General features: G+C 60.9%; 16 protein-coding genes, 1 pseudogene and 1 riboswitch. Of the genes and pseudogenes, 10 read left to right on the top strand and 7 right to left on the bottom strand.

The features are described 5' to 3' along the window. Nucleotides 1–65 precede the first annotated feature (65 nt). Nucleotides 66–1,460: an HD-GYP domain-containing protein gene (locus O9H32_RS06850; protein ID WP_269865166.1), complete on the top strand. Its 1,395-nt coding sequence runs from the start codon at nt 66–68 to the stop codon at nt 1,458–1,460. 146 nt (nt 1,461–1,606) lie between these two features. On the opposite strand, the gene O9H32_RS06845 is transcribed toward O9H32_RS06850, so the two are convergent. The 3 genes from O9H32_RS06845 to O9H32_RS06835 form a co-directional block, all read right to left on the bottom strand. After that, nucleotides 1,607–2,869, bottom strand: a complete 1,263-nt coding sequence (locus tag O9H32_RS06845; protein WP_269865165.1) for an MFS transporter — start codon at nt 2,867–2,869, stop codon at nt 1,607–1,609. Between the two features lie 136 nt (nt 2,870–3,005). Then, entirely contained in the window at nt 3,006–3,797 is a 792-nt protein-coding gene (gene asd, locus O9H32_RS06840) for an archaetidylserine decarboxylase (RefSeq protein ID WP_269865164.1), read from the bottom strand. A gap of 286 nt (nt 3,798–4,083) precedes the next feature. Continuing rightward, nucleotides 4,084–4,326, bottom strand: coding sequence for a hypothetical protein (locus O9H32_RS06835; protein ID WP_269865163.1), 243 nt, complete (start codon nt 4,324–4,326; stop codon nt 4,084–4,086). 217 nt (nt 4,327–4,543) lie between these two features. Continuing rightward, nucleotides 4,544–4,649, top strand: a riboswitch (TPP riboswitch). Nucleotides 4,650–4,806: 157 nt separating this feature from the next. Here O9H32_RS06835 and O9H32_RS06830 point away from each other — a divergent pair. The 6 genes from O9H32_RS06830 to O9H32_RS06805 all read left to right on the top strand — a co-directional run bounded on the left by O9H32_RS06830 (nt 4,807) and on the right by O9H32_RS06805 (nt 10,681). After that, entirely contained in the window at nt 4,807–5,400 is a 594-nt protein-coding gene (locus tag O9H32_RS06830; protein WP_269865162.1) for an ECF transporter S component, read from the top strand. A gap of 8 nt (nt 5,401–5,408) precedes the next feature. Beyond that, nucleotides 5,409–6,965, top strand: coding sequence for an ABC transporter ATP-binding protein (locus O9H32_RS06825; RefSeq protein ID WP_269865402.1), 1,557 nt, complete (start codon nt 5,409–5,411; stop codon nt 6,963–6,965). Then, nucleotides 6,956–7,750 carry an energy-coupling factor transporter transmembrane component T family protein gene (locus O9H32_RS06820; protein ID WP_269865161.1) on the top strand — a complete coding sequence of 265 codons (795 nt, stop codon included), beginning with the start codon at nt 6,956–6,958 and terminating at the stop codon, nt 7,748–7,750. Before O9H32_RS06825 ends, O9H32_RS06820 begins: the two co-directional genes overlap by 10 nt. A 129-nt stretch (nt 7,751–7,879) precedes the next feature. Continuing rightward, entirely contained in the window at nt 7,880–8,542 is a 663-nt protein-coding gene (gene tenA, locus O9H32_RS06815) for a thiaminase II (RefSeq protein ID WP_269865160.1), read from the top strand. Between the two features lie 153 nt (nt 8,543–8,695). Further along, on the top strand, nt 8,696–8,998 hold the full coding sequence (locus O9H32_RS06810; RefSeq protein WP_269865159.1) for a DUF485 domain-containing protein: 303 nt from the start codon (nt 8,696–8,698) through the stop codon (nt 8,996–8,998). Nucleotides 8,999–9,046: 48 nt separating this feature from the next. Next, entirely contained in the window at nt 9,047–10,681 is a 1,635-nt protein-coding gene (locus O9H32_RS06805) for a solute symporter family protein (protein ID WP_269865158.1), read from the top strand. A 149-nt stretch (nt 10,682–10,830) separates the two neighbouring features. On the opposite strand, the pseudogene O9H32_RS06800 reads toward O9H32_RS06805, so the two are convergent. Continuing rightward, nucleotides 10,831–11,607, bottom strand: a pseudogene (locus O9H32_RS06800) (pirin family protein). A 121-nt stretch (nt 11,608–11,728) separates the two neighbouring features. Then, nucleotides 11,729–12,202, bottom strand: a complete 474-nt coding sequence (locus tag O9H32_RS06795; RefSeq protein ID WP_269865157.1) for a MarR family winged helix-turn-helix transcriptional regulator — start codon at nt 12,200–12,202, stop codon at nt 11,729–11,731. Between the two features lie 313 nt (nt 12,203–12,515). Between O9H32_RS06795 and O9H32_RS06790 the strand changes: the two genes are divergently transcribed. Beyond that, the gene (locus O9H32_RS06790) at nt 12,516–14,159 is read left to right on the top strand and encodes a stalk domain-containing protein (RefSeq protein ID WP_269865156.1); all 1,644 of its coding nucleotides are present in this window, start codon (nt 12,516–12,518) and stop codon (nt 14,157–14,159) included. 246 nt (nt 14,160–14,405) lie between these two features. On the opposite strand, the gene O9H32_RS06785 is transcribed toward O9H32_RS06790, so the two are convergent. Next, complete coding sequence (locus O9H32_RS06785; protein WP_269865400.1) at nt 14,406–14,744, bottom strand: cupin domain-containing protein; 339 nt, start codon at nt 14,742–14,744, stop codon at nt 14,406–14,408. After that, nucleotides 14,725–15,579: an EcsC family protein gene (locus tag O9H32_RS06780; protein ID WP_269865155.1), complete on the bottom strand. Its 855-nt coding sequence runs from the start codon at nt 15,577–15,579 to the stop codon at nt 14,725–14,727. Before O9H32_RS06780 ends, O9H32_RS06785 begins: the two co-directional genes overlap by 20 nt. Before the next feature lie 163 nt (nt 15,580–15,742). On the opposite strand from O9H32_RS06780, the gene O9H32_RS06775 reads away from it, so the two are divergent. Next, nucleotides 15,743–16,309: a DNA-3-methyladenine glycosylase I gene (locus O9H32_RS06775; protein WP_269865399.1), complete on the top strand. Its 567-nt coding sequence runs from the start codon at nt 15,743–15,745 to the stop codon at nt 16,307–16,309. A 304-nt stretch (nt 16,310–16,613) separates the two neighbouring features. Beyond that, nucleotides 16,614–17,804 carry a glycosyltransferase family 4 protein gene (locus O9H32_RS06770; RefSeq protein ID WP_269865154.1) on the top strand — a complete coding sequence of 397 codons (1,191 nt, stop codon included), beginning with the start codon at nt 16,614–16,616 and terminating at the stop codon, nt 17,802–17,804. Nucleotides 17,805–18,111 lie beyond the last annotated feature (307 nt).

Raw genomic sequence — 18,111 nt, 5'->3', positions numbered from 1 at the left:
GGAATACCATCACGATACCATGCTGCCGGCTGTCACGGCTCCATCATGAAACGGAGGAAAGGGAAATGGGCCAGAACACCTCCTATGTGCTCACGCCCTGCCGGAGGTTTACGATAACGCTGGGATTCTCGGTCTGCCTTATCGGCGTGATGCTGTCGGCAGTAACCCTATGGGGTTGCAGCAGCTTCGTTACGAGATATACCGTTGAATTGACGAGGGCGGCCATCGTGAAGCATTTTGCGAAGCTGCCGCAGCTGGCGGCCATCTTCCCGGAAGCTCCTGCAGGGGCGACGGCGGGGAGCACAGAGCTGGAGCCCACCGGGGCGGAGGGGCTGCGGAAGCTGGAGACTTCAGCCGACCTTCTGCAGAGCTACGACCGGATGCTGCCGCTGGTCAGGATGCACTTTGACCTGTACTCTATCCTCGACGCGAATTTCTATGATCCGTCGGGCCGGATCGTGTTTTCTTACAACAAGGAGGCGATCGGGCTGGAGGTCGAAGCAGCGATGCGGAGCAGCCTCGAGAAAGCGGCGACGAATGCCCAAGTGGTGCAAGAGCGTCTGGCCGGTCATATCCTTCACCTGTGGATGCCAATCCAGCGGGAGGATGGCCAAGTGGCAGGCATAATCGAAGTAAAGCGGGATATCAGCGAGCAGAACCGCCAGATCGGCTGGCTCGAGGGCATCTTGATGACGATCATCGTACTCGGTATGCTCGGCCTGTTTCTGGCGCTTCATCATGTGTACCGCAATTCCGCGGGCATGATCGACCGCAAGAACCGGGAACTTCGCGATATGGTGAGCCGGATCGAGCGGACGTATGACGAGTCGCTGCAGGCGCTGTCTTCGGCGCTGGATTCACGCGATAACGAAACACACGGCCATTCCTTCCGGGTGACATCGTATGCCCTGCGGCTGGGAATGGAGCTGGGGCTGACCGATAAGGAGCTGGGGTATTTGGCTCGCGGCGCCCTGCTTCATGACGTCGGGAAGATCGGAGTGCCGGATGCCATTCTCCTGAAGCCGGCGGAGCTGACCGAGGAAGAGTGGGTGGTCATGAAAAGCCATGTCGAAATCGGCTATCGCATGCTGAAGCATATCGCCTTCTTGAGCCCTTCGCTGGATGTCGTCCGGTATCATCACGAACGCTGGGACGGGGGAGGGTATCCCTACGGGCTGCGCGAGATTGAGATTCCGCTGTACGCCCGGATCTTCGCCCTGTGCGACAGCTATGACGCGATGACCTCCGACCGGCCTTACCGCAAAGGCTGGGGCTATGCGGAGGCGAGAGCGGAGATCGAACGCTGCTGCGGCACGCAGTTCTGTCCGGAGGTGGTGGCTGCCTTCCTGCGAATCCCCCAAGGGCGCTGGCTGGAAGTGGAAGAACTCAGCCGGAAGGGGGAGCCGAGGGTGCTGCTCGGCCGGGTGCTCGAGGAGACGATGGGCCTGCGGACCCCGTGAGGCTCCGGGGACGGTCGCTATCTCTCGAGCAGATGCCGCAGCGACATAGGGAAAAGCCGCGAAACGAAGCGCAGGATGCGCACGTTTCGCGGCTTTTTGTGTACTAGCGGCCCGCCTGCCTGAGCTTACGTCTTGCAGGCGCCGGACTAAGCAGTGCCGGATTCGGCTGACCATTCCTTCAGCGTCCGGTCCCGGGGCAGGAAGAAGGTCAGCAGCCCGATCAGCGGCAGGTAGCTCACAAGCTGCATGACGAAGGGCAGGTGCAGCCGGTCGATCAGTCCGCCGAGCCCGACTGCTCCGAGGGCGCCGAGCCCGAAGGCGAGCCCCGTGATCAGGCCGGAGACCATTCCGACCTTGCCGGGGATGAGCTCCTGGGCGTAGACTACGGTGACCGAGAAGCTCGAGAGGATGATGAATCCGTTGACGAGCAGAATGACGTAAGTCCAGAACTCATTGGCATACGGCAGCACGAGCGCCAGCGGCGCCGAGCCCAGCATGGAGAAGAAGATGACGTTGCGCCGGCCGATCCGGTCGGAGAGCGGGCCTCCGAGGAACGTGCTGAGCACGCCGGCGGCCGTGAACAGGAAGATGTAGAGCTGGGCGCGTTCGAGCGTCAGGCTGAACTTCTCCATAAGATAGAACGGATAATAAATCGTAATCCCCGCATGGTACCAGGATCTCGCGAAGACTAGGAAGATCAGCATCCCGATGGCGAACGAGATCTGCCTGCGCCGCAGAGGGTCGATCTTCCGGGCCACGGCCGACTTGGCCGGTCTCGGATGGGCCAACAGGTACCCGGCGTACCAACGGGAGATGTACAGCTGGACGACGATGGCAATGCCCGCTACCGCCGTAAACCAGATCGCGCCGAACTGCCCCAGCGGCACGAAGACCAGGGCCGTCATGATCGATGCCAGCGATTGGCCGGTATTGCCGCCGACCTGGAAGATCGACTGGGCCAGTCCCCGGCGCGAGCCGCCGGCCATGTAGGCGACGCGGGAGCCTTCCGGATGGAAGACGGCTGAGCCCAGGCCGATGAACAGGACGGAGAGCAGCACGAGCGGATAGCTTGGGGCGAGAGCGAGCCCCAGCACGCCGAGGAAGGTAAGGCCCATCCCGACGGGCAGCATATACGGCATAGGCTTTCGGTCGGAATACAGGCCGACGACCGGCTGCATGACGGAGGCGGTCATATTCAGCGCGAAGACGATGATCCCCGACTGCATGTAGGAGAGTTTCATCGAGTCCTTGATGATCGGCAGAATCGCGGGAATGACCGATTGGATCGTATCGTTGAACAAGTGGACGAGCGAGATAGCGAACAAGATTCGGAATAAGGTCGGCCGGACATCCGGCTGGGGCGCCGGTTTCGCGGCTGGGCCCGCGGCGGCCCCGGATTGGATCTGCATGGACAGGGCTCCTCTCGGTCAGTTCGGCGCGCATGCACCGCATGTGAAGCCAGGGCGAAGACAAACAGGCCGCACCCCGCAGGCAAGACCTGCGGCCGGGTGAGGTAGGATGGGACATGCCGCAGGGCAGAGGAGGCTACTCCCGGCGCTTGAAGATGCCGAGCTTCTCGCCCATACGGACTTTGCTGCCTTCCGCCAGATCGCTGCGGCTCTCGAACGTCCCGCTCTCGGTGAGCAGAACCACAGTGGAGCCGAATTCGAAGTAGGCAAGCTCTCCTCCGCGCTCGAGAAGGTCGGGCAGCGGAGCGACGTATTGAATCGAGGAGACATTGAGGGCGCCTACCTTGACGACGGCCACTTCGCCGCCCTCGTGCTCCACGTAGGTAATGAGGCGTTCGTTGCGGCTTAGGACCCGCCGCATATGCTTCAGGCCAAAGTCGTTGACCGGATACACTTTGCCCGGAACATGCTCTTTCTCGATAATCGTGCCGTCCACGGGCGAGTGAATCCGGTGGTAGTCGGTCGGACTGAGATACAGTACATAATAGAAGCCGTTCTTGTAATTCACCATCCGGGGACTGTGGTTGAGCAGTTCCTCGATCGTGTAGTCCTGTCCCTTCACGTTCACGATGGATCCTTCCCGGATGGGGCCCATACCGGTAATCAGGGCATCGACCGGGGACACCATGGTCTGCGGCGACGCATCTACTGGCCGCAGGCCGCTCTTCAGGCGCCGGGTAAAAAAGTCGTTGAGCGAGGCGTACTCATGGACGGCCTTCTCCGCGTCCTCTACCGGAATGCCGTATGTTTTGGCAAAATGGGGAATGAGGGAGCGGGAGGCCCTGGACTTGGCAAAGGCGCCGGTGAGCTGCGACACCGACTTGCGGGACGAAAGCTCAGTCAGCAGCCGAAAGAACGATATCTTCATGCTTCTGGGTTCACCTGTTTCTTTGAATGTAAGTATTCGGAATCTAACGCTTATCTTGACATAAGAGAGGCCACAAATCAACCAAGAAACGTGTCCGGACAGCACGAAAAGCCCCCTGTGGAGGCTTGGCATCGTGGCGTGGAGCCTGGACTCGGATGATATCGGAATAGAGCTCCGGATCAGGCGGCGCCTTGCGGATGCGGCCGTGGCGGAGCAGCAGCGGTGAAGACTCGTGTCGGGGCGGCAGGAAGAAGTCCGGCCAGCCGGTATCGGCGCTCTGTATCTCTTAGACGTCGAACGTTACGCCAGTCCCGCAGGTGTTCTTGTACTCGCCGCAGGTCAGGCAGGTTGCCAGGTTAACGAGAATCGGACAGCAAGAGCCCGACAGCTTCGTGCAGGATACAGGCGTGCGGTAGGCGGGATCCGGGGAAATCATCGTGCAGTAGGAGCAGTTCGACACCATCTCGGCGGTGAGCCCTGTCAGGAAAGGAGGAGTAGATTCAAACGGTACGGTTACGGTTTCATTCATTCGTCGCGTTCCTTCTTTCTCTTTAAAGATAGCGCTTCCAATGTTAGATGCCGCGGTCCCTGATGAAGTACTCTCTGACGTGTGCAGAATCCGTGAAGAGCGAGCAAGAATTAGTGTACCAGAATCAGGTAGAGAAGGCTAGGGGGTACGTGTACTTTTTTAAATATTCAGAAAGATGAAATCTCATTGACAAATGGGTCTTTCGTGATAAGATGAGAAATGTCACTAGGGGAGCCGCACAGGCTGAGATTGGATCAATAGATCCTAAACCCTCTGAACCTGATCTGGATGATACCAGCGTAGGGAAGTGGAGTGCGTAGCACGCTGTTGATCTTTTATGTGCTTACAAGGCCGCTTCCGAGCATCGGGGGCGGCTTTTTTGATTTATTTGCCGCCGCTTGCGCCCCTGCTGTCATACCCGCTCCGGCATCGCCGCTTCAGCTTCTTCTATTATTATACTTCTAAAGGAGTGGATTCATCGTGTCAAAAGGTCTGAAGCTCACGGATATTCTCGTCACGGTCGTCATTGCCGTAGTGTTTGCTGTGGTGTACCGGTTATGGAACGAAGTATATAACGTGCTTAAGCTCCCGGGCTTTCAGCTCGAGCAGATCGGCTACGGCATGTGGTTCATTGCCGGTACGGCGGCCTTCCTCATCCTGAGAAAGCCCGGCGTAGCCTTCCTGGCGGAGGCTGCGGCTGCGTCAGGGGAAATGATCATGGGCTCCGCATACGGCGTAGAGGCTTTCACATACGGACTGGTGCAGGGCCTGCTGGCCGAGCTGGTCTTCGCTGCCTTCGGATATAAGCGCCATACGGCCCTCGTGGCCGGGTTGGCCGGAGTGGCCTCGGGACTGGGCTCGATTGTTTATGATTACTTCAAATTGTATCTCTCCGAGCTCGAGACCTGGAACCTCACTCTCTACATCGTCTTCCGGCTCATCGGGGCGTTCCTGCTGACCGGCCCGCTGGCTTATGTCATCGTGAAGGCGCTGGAGAAAACGGGAGTGACCCAGCTCGTGCGTCCGGCAAGCGCCCGCGATTATCAAGCCCTCGACCGGAAGAAGACGCTCTAATGAACGGCATGCAGGATGAAATAGCGAACGGCGGCAGCGTAAGGGTGCCGGAGCCTAGGGAGACTGCGGCCGCCGTCAGAGGGCTGCGGCTCAAATTCCCGGGCAGCGCCCCGCTGCTGTTCGAAGATTTGACCCTGGAGGTGCCGCGCGGGCAAAAGGTGCTGCTGCTGGGCCCAAGCGGATGCGGCAAGTCCACTCTGCTGCAGGTGTTCTCGGGCCTGATCCCGCAGTCCATCGAAGTGCCGATGAAGGCCGACAGCCTTCTCATTCCAGAGGCATGGGGCTATCTGTTCCAGGACCCCGAAACCCAGTTCTGCATGCCCTTCGTGGATGAGGAACTGGCCTTCGTGCTGGAGAATCTCCGGGTTCCCCGGGAGGAGATGGAGGAGAGGATCCGCATATATCTGAAGCGGGTCGGGCTGCATCTGGAAGACATCCACGTGCCGATCGCCTCCCTCTCCGGCGGCATGAAGCAGAGGCTTGCGATCGCTTCGCTGCTTGCGCTCGAACCGGACGTGTGGTTCCTTGACGAACCGACATCCCTGCTCGACCCTGAAGGGACGGGCGAGGTGTGGGAGACGGTCAAGGAGCTGACCCGGGACAAGACGGTGCTGATCGTCGAGCACAAGATTGAGGAGCTGGCGGGCTTCGTCGACCGGGTCGTGCTGTTCGGCCCGGATGCCCGCATCCTGGCCGACGGGCCGCCGCAGACCGTATTCCGCGAGCACCGCAGCGAGCTCCGCGAATACGGCATCTGGTACCCTGGCGTATGGGAGGATTACGATCTGCAGCCGGGCAGGCTGCCCGGCCAAGGGGTGTCCGCCTTCCGCGGGGCCGCTGGAGTCCAGCCTCTGGCGAGCCTCCGGGAGTTCCGCGGATTCCATGGACGGGAGCAGAAGATCCAGGTGCCGGCGGCCGACGTGTTCGCGGATGACTGGATCGCCATCGTGGGGGAGAACGGGGCAGGCAAAAGCACGCTGCTCCAGGCGCTGATGCAGCTGATCCCGACGCAGGGCGGCTATACGCTCGGCACATGCTCCGTTAGAGGCTTCGATGAGGTAAGGGACGAAGCCTCGTATGTGTTCCAGAACCCCGAGCTGCAGTTCGTGACCCACTCCGTCTTCGACGAGGTGGCCTGGGCCTACCGGCAGGAGGGGCTGCCGGAGGCCGAAGTACGGGCCCAATCGGAAGAGCTGCTGAAGTGGTACGGTCTCGAGCAGCAGGGGGACCTGCATCCTTACCAGCTCTCCCTCGGCCAGAAGCGCCGGCTCAGCGTGGCCTCGGCCACGGGCAAGGCGAGGCGGCTGCTGCTTCTCGACGAGCCGACCTTCGGCCAGGATGCGGCGAACACGTTCGCCCTTCTGGAGAAGTTGGAGGAGTGGAGGAGAGGGGGAAGCGCCATCGTGATGGTGACCCACGATCCCGAGATTGTAGCGCGGTTCGCCACGCGGGTGTGGGAGGTGCGCGGAGGCGCCCTGACGGCGGAGATATCTCCGGAAGCCTACAGGGCCTCCCATTCCGTACGGCGTTCTGCAGGAAAGGAGACTGAACCGCTTTGCCGCTGACCTGGACGTTCCGCGAGACCTGGCTGCACCGGGCCAACCCCGCCTTCAAGATCGGGTTATCCGTGCTGATGTTCCTCGCGGTTCTCTTCACCCATAACATTAACGTGCTCCTGCACGTGACCTGGATGCATCTGCTTCTGTTCTATACGGCAACGGGGCTGCCGGCGCGCCGGCTGCTGCTGCTCTCCCTGCCCTTCCTGCTCATGCTCGTCTCCTCCTCGACTTCGATGCTCTTCTTCGGCAAGGGAGAGACGACCTGGCTGCAGTGGGGACTGGTTCATATCACGGAGGAGAGCTTCTTCCGTTCTCTGCATATCGGCCTCAAGACCGTCAACATGGCGGTGCTCGGGCTGCTGTTCGGCTTGACGACGAGCCCCGTGAGGCTGTTCTATTCGCTGATGCAGCAGACGCGGCTGCCGGCCCGCTATGCCTACAGCTTCATGGCGGCGCTCCGGCTGCTGCCGATGGTCGTCTCCGAGTATCAGGCGCTTCAGATGGCGCTGAAGGTGCGGGGCGTGAAGCGCGCCAAGGGAATCCGCGGATGGGTCGACTCGATCAAGCGGCATGCGATCCCGCTGCTCGCCCAGAGCATCCGGCGTGCGCAGCGGATCGCGGTCGCCATGGAGGCGAAGCGCTTCTCCTCGGACAGCCGGCGAACCTATTACTACGTGATCGGCTGGTCGGCAAGCGATGCCATCCTGGCGGCCGCCGCCGTGGCGGTCTGGACCGCAGGACTGCTGCTCGGCGGTCATCTGCCCTTCCTGTCGGTCACGGATGTCCGTTAGCCGGAGGGCAGCCACGGGCCGGGCGGGGCTGCCGCCGGGAGGACCACCGGGACCCAAAGCCGAGAGCTGCCTCTGCAGAGCAGCCGGATAGCCAAGACTATACTACCGCCTATTGGAGGGTACATTCACATGACATTCTCGCAAGAACTCCGGGAAGCCGCAGATGCCAGCTGGCAGGCCAGCTTCGATCATCCGTTCGTGCGGGGGATCGGCGACGGCACCCTGCCGCTCGATGCCTTCCGCCATTATGTGCTCAATGACGCGTATTATTTGTCCCAATTCGCCCGGGTCCAAGCACTGGGGGCCGCGAAGGCGGACGACCTCTTTACCGTGAACCGGATGGCCGTCCACGCCCAGGGAACGTACGGGGCGGAGCTGTCGCTGCACGAGAAATTCGCCGGGCAGCTGGGCATTACCGAAGAGGAACGCGCGGCCTTCGAACCTGCACCGACCGCCTATGCCTATACCTCGCACATGCTGCGGGCCGCCTATGCGGGAGGGCTCGGCGACATTGTCGCGGCGATCCTGCCGTGCTACTGGCTGTATTACGAGATCGGCGAGCGGCTGGCCGGCTGCACGCCCGAAGAACCGATCTACCGTGAGTGGATCGCCGCCTACGGGGGCGACTGGTTCAGAGAGCTCGTGGAGGAGCAGATCACTAGGCTCGATGAGCTGGCGGAGACGGCATCTGCGGGAGACCGCGAACGGATGAAACGCCATTTTGTGACGAGCAGCCGCTACGAGTATATGTTCTGGGACATGGCTTACCGCAAGGAAGCTTGGCCTGTATAGTTAAGCGGGGATCAGGGTCCCTAGTGCACAGCCCCCGGGCTGTGCATTTTTTTACCCCTAGACGGCCGCTGCGGTGAAACGATATAATAAGAATGATTACAATTGAAAGCGCTTACTACCCAATAATGCCCATTTTGAAACGGAGGAGATGTTATGAAAGCCCAAGTCAAGCGCTATGCGGACATTGCCCGCACCCCCCGGTTCCAAGCTCTGATGGCAAGGAAGAAGAAGTTTCTCCTGCCGCTGAGCCTGTTTTTTCTGGCGTATTATTTCACGCTGCCCCTGCTTACCTCCTATTCGAAGGTGCTGAACCAGCCTGCTGCCGGGCCGGTCACATGGGCATGGATTTTTGCCTTCTCGCAGTTCATCATGACGTGGGCGCTCTGCATGCTGTACTCCCGCAAAGCCGCCGATTACGACCGCATGATCGACGAGATCCGGGAGGAGCATGTGTAAGAGAGAAGAGGGCTGAACCGATATACTCATAGCTGACGGAGGGATTCCATGAACGCGACCGCATTCTTGCTGTTTCTCGGCATTGTAGGCTTGACCTTGATCATTACATACTATGCATCTAAGAAAACGAACACCGCCAGCGAATTCTACACCGGCGGGGGAAGTCTGACCGGATGGCAGAACGGCCTCGCTATTGCGGGCGATTATATGTCTGCCGCTTCGTTCCTTGGGATTGCGGGGACGATCGCCTTGGCCGGCTTCGACGGCTTCTTCTACAGCATCGGCTTCCTCGTGGCATACCTGGTGGTACTGTATCTGGTGGCCGAGCCGCTCCGCAACCTCGGCAAATACACGATGGCCGACATGATCGCCGCCCGGTTCAATAACTCGCGGGTCCGCGGCATTGCGGCGCTCAATACGATTGCGATATCGATCTTCTATATGATCGCGCAGCTCGTCGGGGCAGGCTCCCTGATCAAGCTGCTGCTCAACCTGGACTATACCGTGTCGGTCCTTATCGTAGGCGTCCTGATGACCGTCTATGTCGTGTTCGGCGGCATGACGGCGACTTCTTGGGTCCAGATCACGAAAGCGATGCTGCTCATGGCCGGTACGTTCATCATCTCCCTGATCGTATTCGCGAAGTTCGACTTCTCGCTCGTCACGATGTTCGAAGCGATGAAGAACGCCACGCCTCTGCAGGACAGCTTCCTGAATCCCGGCAACAAGTACAAGGTGCCGCTCGATACGCTGTCGCTGAACCTGGCGCTGGTCCTCGGTACCGCAGGGCTGCCCCACATTCTCATCCGCTTCTTCACGGTGAAGGACGCCAAGACGGCACGCAGCTCGGTCGTCTATGCCACGTGGCTGATCGGCGCTTTCTACATCATGACGATCTTCCTCGGCTTCGGCGCGGCGGCGTTCGTAGGCTATGACGCCATCGTCGCGCAGGATAAGGGCGGCAATATGGCGGCGCCGCTGCTGGCCAGAGCCCTCGGCGGCGACTTTTTCTTCGCCTTCATCTCGGCTGTAGCTTTTGCCACCATTCTGGCGGTTGTTACCGGTCTCGTACTATCCGCCGCGTCGGCGTTCTCCCATGACTTCTACAGCAGCATCCTGCGCAAGGGGCAGGCGACAGAGAAGGAGCAGGTGAAAGTGGCCCGCTATGCTTCGGTGGGCGTGGCGGTCCTGTCGATCCTCCTGTCCCTGTTCGCCCAGAAGCTCAACGTGGCGTTCCTCGTCAGCGTAGCCTTCGCCATCGCGGCGAGCGCCAACCTGCCGGTCATTCTCTTCACGATCTTCTGGCGCCGCTTCAACACGGCGGGCGCCGTGGCCGGGATGCTCACGGGCCTCCTCTCCGCCCTGCTGCTCGTCTTCTTCTCGCCGAGCGTCTGGGCGCCGGAAGCGGGCAAGGCGATCCTCGTCGGCACGCCGCTCTTCCCGTACGCGAACCCGGGGATCGTCTCGATCCCGCTCGGCTTCCTCGGGGCGATCATCGGTACGCTCTTGACCTCGAGCGCGAAGGTAACGCAGGAGCACAGCGACAAGTTCGATGAGATTCTCGTGCAGGCCAATACCGGGATCAAGCCGGAAGAGACGGGGCTGCCAGTGGGGGGCCAAGTAACCAAAGCCCGCAAAGACAAGTTCAAGCCCGGCGCCGGCTCCCGGACGCTGGATAAGTAAGAAAGTCTTTTACAGCGCTCCATATCACAACAAACGCCCCCTGTCCCGCCAAGAAGGCAGGATAGGGGGCGTTTGTTGTGCCGTGAGGCCGGCCTACAGAAGGGGGCTCCGGTTACCCTGAGATTCAGCGGTAGGGGAACGGGCGGCGATCAGCGTTTGGAATACAGGGGATAGTCCACACTCGACGGCACTTCGATCAGAACCAGCCGCAGCCCGGTATCTGCAGGAGAGTCTATCACCGCTTCCGCATCCTCATGCGAGTAGAGCAGCAGGAAGTCCTGCTCGCGGAAGCTGTCCGTCTTCCCGGGCACGTCTGCCGCATGCACCGATCCGCCGCCGCGGACGGCGAGGGCCGCCAGCGTACGGCCGGCGGCGATGGTATGGCGGTAGGTGCCGCCGGGCTCGATCGCCACATCCCACATGAGCACGTCCGTAACGAGCTCTACCGGCGACCCTTCGCCAATGACGGTCTTACGGACATAGCCTTCCCTTGACTCGGCCGGGAACTCCTCGTGCTCGACCTGACTGTAGGTAGGCTGCCTGCGCAGCGCGGCCTGGATCTCCGGCTCGAACCAGATCTGGAACGCCTCCATGTCCGGTCCGATGAACCGTTCCTCATGGGAGACGCCCGAGCCCGTCTGCATGATCTGCGCCCCTCCGGGGCCGACCGTGCTGCGGGTGCCGAGCGTATCGCCGTGCTCGGCGCGGCCCTGGAGCACATAGGTCATAATCTCGAAGCCTTGGTGCGGGTGCAGGCCGATATAGCCTTCCTCTTGGGCCTGCGCCCAGGCCCAGTAGAAGAGAGGGCCGACGCGGCGGACGACCTAGCCTTCGCCGGGGAACCCGATCGGCTTCCGCTCGGTGATGCGGCCTCCGTCGAAAGCTCCGGCGGCCTGCATGGATGGGGGATAGATGAGAATTTGCATAGTCTTGTTCCTCCTCAGATATCGGATTAATCTCTTAAAACTAAGATAAATAACTGGCAAAGCACCAGCCGGCAGGACAGATCCGGCTTCCGCCAGGGAAGCCGGCGGGGACACCCCCCTGCTACGGCTTCGGGGCCCCTGTCCCGCCTCCGTATTTGAACTGCTCCTGGGCGGCCAGACCAAGCTTGCGAAGCAGGGCGATGGCGATCTTCTTCTCCTCCGCGGAGAGGGCGGATACAGCATCTGCAATGGCTTCGCGGTGTGCAGGGAACGCCTGGTCCAGGAACGAGCGCCCAAGACTTGTAATCTCGGCATAAGAAACGCGGCGGTCTTCTTCGCTGGGTCTTCGTTTCACGAGCCCTTTGTCCTCGAGTTTGTCGACGACATAGGTAATGTTGCCGCTCGTCATGAGAATCTTGCTGCCGATCTGCTGAAGCGGCTGCGGCCCCTTGTGATACAGCAGCTCAAGCACCCCGTACTCGGTCGGGTTGAGGCCGTGCCGGCGGATATCCCGGTGGGCATGAGCCATGACCCATTCGCTGGCCCGGGATAAGACGATGAACAAATGCAGCGATTCGTCCAGTTCTTCTGTCATGGGGTGATGCCTCCTGCTCATTGCGATCATACTATATATCTTGAATTAAAGGTAATCCAGAACGGCCGGTTTGTCAACCCCGTATGGGCACCAGATAGCCTGCATCCTGTCCGGGACTCGGGACTCTGGATCGGGACCTGTATATACATAACCGGTAAGCGGCCCAGATATTGCTTGCGGCAGGAGAGCCGGACCCGGCAGGGAAATTTCGCTGGGCGCAGAACTTTTTGTAGGCGGGACTCGTACATGTAGGTAGACCGCACAGAATTTATATCAATCAATCCTACTATTACTCGATGGAGGTACTGCTGACATGTTCCGAATGAAGAATCACCGGGCAGGCAAGCTGCTGCTGAGCCTGACCCTTGCGATGACGGTGTGGGTGCTGCCTGCTCCTTCTGTAGATGCGGCTTCGTTCTCTTATGCCGCCTATCCCAAAGGAACGGTGGGGATCCAGAAGCCCGTTATCGGCTTCGATGTGGGCGAGACCGACGCCGCCCAGCGGTTCAGTGCCTTCAACATGAAGGTCGACGGACGGATGATCGCCGGCACGCTGGACGGGGAGGAGATGAGCTACATCTATACGCCGTCCGAACCGCTGGCTTCGGGAGAGCATACCGTTGAGGTAACGCTGCAGTTCGACGGCTATGAAGCGATCAATAGCTCCTGGACCTTCCGGGTGGCGGAGAATGCCGTGAGTGAGGTCAAAGCGGACTATGGGAAGAACCAGCAGGACGGGCTTCAGGCCATTAACGACTACCGGATCTTATACGGACTGCAGCCGCTGAAGCTCAATGCGAACCTGACCCTGGCCGCCAAACTGCATGCTTCGTATCTGGCCGGCAATAAGGCGGCGAACAGCGGCCTGTCGCTGCACAAGCAGCAGGCGGGCCTGCCCGGATTCATCGGCGAAGGGCCCGGTGAGCGTTCTGTCTATGCCGGGTATTACAAAGGGATTGGCGAAGATGTCTCGTTCCATACGGGCACGCTGATCGATTCGATCGACTCGCTCTTCGATGCCCCTTATCACCGCTCCCCGTTCCTGAATCCGGACGCCCGGGATCTCGGCATCGAGATGGTGGGGGATTACGTGGTGATGGAGTTCGGGTTCGGCGATGAAACGGGAGACCTGAATCTCGTCGTATCGCCCGCTCCCGGGGATCCTTACGTGCCGGTGAATTTCGAGGGCTATGAAGACCCGGATCCGATCCGGATGCACACGGCAGCCAAATACCCGGTAGGCTACCCGCTGATGGCTGTGGCTGACGGGGCGAATATTACGGCCGTGGAACTGGCCGGTGCGAAGCTGACCGACGCCTCTGGGGCCGAGGTGGAGCTGCTGAAGAATTCAGCTGCCAATGACGATCACCTGAAGAACGCGGCGATCCTGATTCCTGCCGCACCGCTGCAGCCTGATATGGAGTATAAGGCATACGTGAAGCTGAACGTGTCCCGTAACGGAGTGCCGTCGGTACTGGAGAAGTCGTGGAGCTTCCGCACGGAGCCGGCGGACGGGATCGGCAAGACTAAGCTTCACTCCGACGCGGCGGCTTATGTGAAGCAGGCGCAGCTTCCGGTACCTGCCAAGCATGTGGTCACCTTCAAGCTGGACAACGACCAATACAGTCTGGACGGTCTCCGCTTCCCGATGAAGCGCGCGCCGTTCCTGCTGGACGGCTCGTCGTACCTGTGGGTACGCGACTTGTCCGCTGCGCTGGGCGCCACGGTGACATGGGACGACAGCCGTAAGGCGGCCGTGTACACGAAGAACGGACGGACGGTGACGTTCTTCACCGGACGGGGCGCTTACGAGATCAACGGCAAGGAGTACACGACAGGTGCGCCCGCGCGCTTGGAGAACGAGTTGACGCTGATTCCGGTCCGGCTGCTCTCGGAGGTGCTCGGTGCCGACGTCAAGTATAACGATGCGACAAGAATCGTGACGATTACGTATTAATACAAAGGTTAGCCAAAGAAGCGTCCGTATAGAACGGGCGTTTCTTTTTTTATAATCCAGGATTATATATCTCACAGAACTCGATCTTGTAATCGATCACAAGAAGGGATGCTGTCCGTTATAGGGTGCACCCCGTCCGTGCATTTGATTCCTGGCTGCCCTCCAGAATAGAGGACGGGTAATCAATCTCTGCGGGGGGAAGCGATCGGAATCCCTGCGCACTCTAACCAGACTAGGCAGCCTCCCCTACGCCTCCACCCGGTCGCCGCGCGACTGCGGGTGGGAAATGACGAGAAACTCGGCCGCTTCGCCCGATGTGTTCTTGATCTGGTGGGGCACGAGGGGGGCGACTTCACAGCCTTCCTGCGGGTACAGAACATGCACCGTACCGTCCACCTCGAGTTCGGCGCATCCGGAGAGCATGAAGAAGAATTGCCGCGACACTCCGTGATAATGCCGCACTTCTTCGGTGCCGGAGGGCATCCGTTCATGGATGACGCTGAGCCCGGGCTGCTTCACGAGATGCCATCCGTCGCAGCCGGCGCCCCATTCATAATGTTCCGCGTCACGTTTGCTGATCTTCAGGGGGATCGCCTTCTTTCTGTATCGTCGTGTCTTCGATCGTTGTTCCTTCGAGCCACCCCCCAGTGGAGCGGGGGAGCGGCCCGCGCTGCGCGGCCTCCTCCAGCCAGCGGAGACGGTAACAGTTCATTCCCGTCCCGCCGAGCTCTTCGAGCAGACCGTAATTCGCCCAGGCGCCGACTACCGCACCGATGCCCGGCACGAGTTGGAGCATTTTGCGAAAATCGATCGTATCGCGGTATTCCTGCTGCAGCTTGCGCCAATCGATATGCTCCGCATAGCTGCTCGCCGGAGGCAGGGACTTCACCGTCCGCGGCCAGGCGGCGACCGCTTCATACAAGGGAGGCCGCGCCTCCCGGCCCGAGAAGGCGAGCTGGAAGATCTGAAGGATGAACAGCCGCTCCCGGTAGTCGTAGGTGGAATGGCCGTAGATATGAGCCAGCTCGAAGAGGAACCTCATTTTGATCCCGATGAGGATGGGGAAGTCGGCCATGCCGAGCAGGAACCCGCCGGCCCCGGCCCCGGCGCCTTCGGCGGCGGCCAGCTTCTTGTAGAAGGCGAGCTTCTCTTCCGCAGCCTTGTCGCGCAGGGCCAGGGACAGCCCGGCGGCAGGATCGCTCTTCGGAATATAATCCATGGAGAACAAGGCGGTCTGCACAATCCCTTTGACCGTGGAGGTGATGGCCGCATGCACTTTCTCCGGGATCGCCTGGTTCACGCGCGTCTGCAACGCCTTGGATGTCCGCTCCAGCCGTCCCGGCGGCTTCAGCAGATCTGCACGCCACCGCTCCAGCTGCCGGCTTACCTGGTGTTCGTATACGCTCCATTCTTCGTTCATGAGCTTCCGGCTCCTCTCTTGGGTTCTCGCCGCGGGGAATATCTTGATGTTATTATACGTTATACGGGAGATCAGCCCAATAGGCTTCAGGAGAGGGAGAATGTCGTAGAAGGTCGGCCGGAGAGTTCCCAGGATGGAATTAGAAGAGGAGGCGCAGGCTGTTATGACATGCCGCTGCGGGTGGGTCAACGAAGACCCGCTGTATCAGGAATATCACGACCAAGAATGGGGCGTGCCGGTGCACGATGACCGGAAGCTGTTCGAGATGCTGATTCTGGAAGGCGCTCAGGCGGGACTGAGCTGGTATACGGTGCTGAAGAAGCGAGAGAGGTACCGTGAGGTATTCGACGGCTTCGATCCGGGGGTCGTTGCGGCTTATGGCGAAGAGAAGATCGGGGAGCTCCTGGCCGACCCCGGCATTATCCGCAACCGGCTCAAAATCCGGGGAGCCGTTGCCTCCGCGCAGGCTTTCCTTCGGGTGCAGGACGAGTTCGGCAGCTTCGACCGGTATATCTGGCGGTTCACAGGCGGAGAAACCATAAGGAACGCCTGGGGCACGCTTCGCGACGTGCCGGCGCAAACCCCGGTGTCGGACGCCATGAGCAAGGATCTCAAGAAGCGAGGTTTCACCTTCGTCGGATCGACGATCTGTTATGCGTTCATGCAGGCGACGGGGATGGTGATGGACCATACGTTAGACTGCTTCCGCTACAAGGAACTGGCGGAGTAGGGCGGCCGGTGCTTTGCTCCGAGCTGTCCTGCCATCTGCCTGGCTGAGGGCCAGGGCTCTGGCCGGGAGACATCTTGGAGCATGAACCTGCCCGGCGGCCGGAGCGGATAGCGGTGCGAATCCACGCATGGAAGAGCTGGGACAGGCTCTCAGGGACCGGGGCGCCCAAATCGGAAGAGGGAGCAAGCCCGGCGTCCATCACTTCCCAATTTGGGCGCCGGCCTATGGACGAAGGGCCCATCCGTCTGCGTTCCCTGCTGAATATACTGCAGTATGCGAACGCATGTAGGAGGAGGGGCTGCGCATGAAACCGCGGATCGATGTGGCTGTCGTAACACCGGGATCTTTCGTCATCCCGTCCAGCCGGAGCAGTTCCGTAGAGCTGGTGGTAGAGGAAGTCGCGGCCCGGGTCGGCCGCGGGCTCCGGCTGGCGGTATTGGGACGCCGAAGCCGGGTGCTCCCGGCGGAAGAAATCCGCGGGGGAGTGAGGTATGCCCGGGTGCCGGCGCCCTCCCCCCGCGGATACATCCGCCGTATCTCCCGCCGGCTCGAGAAGCTGCGCCCGGACATCATCCAGGTGGAGAACCGGCCCCGGTTCGTCCGGTATCTGCGCCGCCGTCACCCCGGGGCGAAGATTGTCCTGTCGCTGCATTCGGTCACCTTCGTCTCCCGGCCGCATATCCGGCTGGGGGAGCTGAGGCGCTGCCTCGCGGCTGCGGACCGGATCGTCGTCAACTCGGAATTCATCCGGCAGGAGATGGAGCGCAGGGATCCGGGATCCCGAGACAAGCTGGTCGTCAACCATCTCGGCGTGGATACAGGCAAGTTCGCTTCCCGCTGGCACGGCGAAGAAGCGGTGCGCCGGGAAGCGATGCTCGCACAGCTTGGGCTGCAGGGGAAGCGGATTCTGCTCTATATCGGCCGGCTGATTCCCATCAAAGGCGTACACCACGTGATGGAGGCGATGCCCCGCATTCTGGCGGAGGTGCCGGATACGGTGCTTGTCATCGTGGGAAGCGCCTTCTACGGCTCGAAGCGGACGACACCTTACGTGAGACGGCTCCACCGGATGGCGAAGCGGATGAAGCTGCCGGTCCGCTTCATTCCGTATGTCCCTCACAACGAGATCGCGGACTGGTTCCGGCTCGCGGATGTGCTGGTGGTGCCGTCGGGGCGCAGGGAAGCGTTCGGGCTCGTGAACGTCGAGGCGATGGCGGCCGGTGTGCCGGTGGTCGCGACCCGCTGCGGAGGGATCCCGGAGATTATCGAGGAAGGCGTGACGGGCCTGACCGTCCAGCTGACCTCGATCCATGAGGAGCTGCCGGACCGTCTATCCTGGCTGCTCCGGGACGAAGGCGCCGCTTACCGCATGGGGATCCACAGTGTGGAGCGGGTGAGGGAGCATTTTACGTGGGAGCGGACTGCCGAGCGGTGGCTGGACCTGTATGAGGAGCTTAGGCACGGCAGGCCGGGGACCTGGGGCACACCCGAGTAGGCTGCTGACCTTCTTGACAGGCAGCCATGCAAGGTCGCCCTCCGTTCTCAGCGGGACCTTGGGGCATCTGCAGTATATCAAAGTGGAAGCATCCGTTCCTCTCCGGAGGAGGCCGGATGCTTTTTTGGCATGGCATCAAGAGGGAACCTGCGGAGCTTGTCACAAGAAGCTCTTATATTGGAGGAGCGCCGGCTGTCTCGCTTCCCGTCTGGGGAGGCGGCTTGAGGCGGAGCGCGGCCGAGCCGTCACAGGGACCGGCCGTGCGGCAGCGATAGCCCGGAACCATGGGGGAGGCACGGGCTTTTAG

Source organism: Paenibacillus caseinilyticus, assembly GCF_027533645.1.
GTDB lineage: Bacteria > Bacillota > Bacilli > Paenibacillales > NBRC-103111 > Paenibacillus_G > Paenibacillus_G caseinilyticus.
Note: the sequence above shows the minus strand (reverse complement) of the source record. Positions and strands in the feature narration are given on the sequence as shown.

Bases quoted from the DNA above. Each gene is read 5' to 3' on its own strand.
- O9H32_RS06790 (WP_269865156.1), top strand. From the start codon at position 12,516: ATGTTCCGAATGAAGAATCACCGGGCAGGCAAGCTGCTGCTGAGCCTG.
- O9H32_RS06770 (WP_269865154.1), top strand. From the start codon at position 16,614: ATGAAACCGCGGATCGATGTGGCTGTCGTAACACCGGGATCTTTCGTC.
- tenA (WP_269865160.1), top strand. From the start codon at position 7,880: ATGACATTCTCGCAAGAACTCCGGGAAGCCGCAGATGCCAGCTGGCAG.
- O9H32_RS06810 (WP_269865159.1), top strand. From the start codon at position 8,696: ATGAAAGCCCAAGTCAAGCGCTATGCGGACATTGCCCGCACCCCCCGG.
- O9H32_RS06835 (WP_269865163.1), bottom strand. From the start codon at position 4,326: ATGAATGAAACCGTAACCGTACCGTTTGAATCTACTCCTCCTTTCCTG.
- O9H32_RS06775 (WP_269865399.1), top strand. From the start codon at position 15,743: ATGACATGCCGCTGCGGGTGGGTCAACGAAGACCCGCTGTATCAGGAA.
- asd (WP_269865164.1), bottom strand. From the start codon at position 3,797: ATGAAGATATCGTTCTTTCGGCTGCTGACTGAGCTTTCGTCCCGCAAG.
- O9H32_RS06780 (WP_269865155.1), bottom strand. From the start codon at position 15,579: ATGAACGAAGAATGGAGCGTATACGAACACCAGGTAAGCCGGCAGCTG.
- O9H32_RS06845 (WP_269865165.1), bottom strand. From the start codon at position 2,869: ATGCAGATCCAATCCGGGGCCGCCGCGGGCCCAGCCGCGAAACCGGCG.
- O9H32_RS06850 (WP_269865166.1), top strand. From the start codon at position 66: ATGGGCCAGAACACCTCCTATGTGCTCACGCCCTGCCGGAGGTTTACG.
- O9H32_RS06805 (WP_269865158.1), top strand. From the start codon at position 9,047: ATGAACGCGACCGCATTCTTGCTGTTTCTCGGCATTGTAGGCTTGACC.
- O9H32_RS06825 (WP_269865402.1), top strand. From the start codon at position 5,409: ATGCAGGATGAAATAGCGAACGGCGGCAGCGTAAGGGTGCCGGAGCCT.
- O9H32_RS06795 (WP_269865157.1), bottom strand. From the start codon at position 12,202: ATGACAGAAGAACTGGACGAATCGCTGCATTTGTTCATCGTCTTATCC.